The sequence below is a fragment of the Microbacterium sp. Bi128 genome, from assembly GCF_918698205.1.
Genome location: NZ_CAKKMM010001062.1, coordinates 1 through 1,793, shown reverse-complemented (window position 1 = coordinate 1,793; position 1,793 = coordinate 1). Strand labels below are relative to the sequence as shown.

Sequence of the window (1,793 nt, the reverse complement as noted above, 5' to 3'; positions counted from 1 at the left end):
CCTCCAGGCTACGCCGCACCCCCGATGCCCGGGCAGGCGGTGCGGCGTAGCCTGGAGGGGTGACCCTCCCCTTCGACGTGGCCGCCGTGCGGGCCGAGTTCCCGATCCTCGGCACCGAGGTCGACGGCCGCCCCCTCGTCTACCTCGATTCGGCCGCCACGAGCCAGAAGCCGCGCGCGGTGCTCGACGCCGAGCGCGACTTCCTCGAGCACGCGAACGCCGCCGTGCACCGCGGTGCGCACTTCCTCGCGGCCGAGGCGACGGAGCTGTTCGAGGACGCGCGCGCCACCGTCGCGGGCTTCGTCGGCGGCGAGCCCGAGCAGCTCGTCTGGACGAGCGGTGCCACCGCCGGCCTCAACCTCGTCGCGGGCTCGCTGGGCTACGCCGGGCGTCTGAGCGCGGGCGACGAGATCGTCGTGACCGAGGCCGAGCACCACGCGAACCTCATCCCGTGGCAAGAGCTTGCGGCCCGCACCGGCGCTCGGCTGCGCCACATCCCCGTCCACGACGACGGCACGCTCGACATGACCGCCGCGGCCGACCTCATCGGCGAACGCACGAAGGTCGTCGCCTTCCCGCACGTCTCGAATGTGCTCGGCATCGTGAACCCGGTCGCCGAGCTCGTCGCCCTGGCCCGCAGCGTCGGCGCACTGACCGTTCTCGACGCCTGCCAGTCGGCGCCGCACCTGGCGCTGGATCTCCCACAGACCGGCGTCGACCTCGCCGTGTTCTCGGGACACAAGATCTTCGGGCCGTACGCGATCGGCGGGCTGTGGGGCCGCGACGAGGTGCTCTCCGACCTCCCGCCGTTCACCACCGGCGGCTCGATGATCACGACCGTCACGCTCGACCGGGCCGAATACCTCCCCCCACCGCAGCGCTTCGAGGCCGGCACGCAGCCGGTGTCGCAGGCCGTGGCTCTCGCCGCGGCCGTGCGTTGGCTCGGCGGGCTCGACCTCGACGCCGCCCACGCGCACGAGGCCGCACTCGAGCGGCGCCTGCGCGAGGGGCTGCGGTCGATCGACGGCATCCGTCTGCTCGGAGACACGGATGCCGCCCCGCGCGTCGCCCTGCAGGCGTTCGAGGTCGAGGGGGTGCACGCGCACGATGCGGGTCAGTTCCTCGATTCCCGCGGGGTCGCCGTCCGGGTCGGGCACCACTGCGCGCAACCGCTGCACCGGCGTTTCGGCATGACGGCATCCGTCCGTGCGAGCGCGGCCATCCACACGACCGAAGCCGAGGTCGACACGTTCCTCGACGCCGTGTCGGGCATCCGCGGCTTCTTCGGCGTGGCGACGACGGGAACCACCACGGGGGTGCGCGCATGAGCGGGCTCGAGTCGCTGTACCAGGAACTGATCCTCGACCACTCCAAGAACCGCCGCGGCTTCGGCCTCGTCGACCCAGGCACGCACAGCGCCACCGTGCACCAGCGCAACCCGGTCTGCGGCGACGAGATCACGCTGCGGGTCGACGTCGACGGCGACCGCGTGGCATCCGTCAGCTGGGAGGGTGCGGGCTGCTCGATCTCGCAGGCCTCGGCATCCATGCTCGTCGCCCTTCTCCGCGAAGACGGCGGCGACGACGGGATGCCGAAGGCCGACGCCGAGGCGTTGATCGGGAAGTTCCGCGAGGCCCTGCGCTCTCGCGGAAAGATCCCCCTCGACGAGGAGACGTTCGCCGACGCCGCCGCGCTCTCGGGCGTCTCGAAGTACACCGCGCGGGTGAAGTGCGCGATGCTCGCGTGGGTCGCGCTCGAAGAGGGGCTGCGCCAGGCCTGACGCGACATCGCGC

Annotated in this window: 2 protein-coding genes; both read left to right on the top strand. The window is 72.5% G+C overall.

The genetic code is table 11. The features are described from left to right. The first annotated feature begins 59 nt into the window (after positions 1 to 59). Positions 60 to 1,328, top strand: a complete 1,269-nt coding sequence (locus LQV45_RS29770) for an aminotransferase class V-fold PLP-dependent enzyme (protein WP_230010740.1) — start codon at positions 60 to 62, stop codon at positions 1,326 to 1,328. Further along, positions 1,325 to 1,780 (top strand): Fe-S cluster assembly sulfur transfer protein SufU, encoded by a 456-nt coding sequence (gene sufU, locus LQV45_RS29765; RefSeq protein WP_230010737.1) that lies wholly within the window; start codon positions 1,325 to 1,327, stop codon positions 1,778 to 1,780. The genes LQV45_RS29770 and sufU overlap by 4 nt, the downstream gene beginning before the upstream one ends. Positions 1,781 to 1,793: the final 13 nt, after the last annotated feature.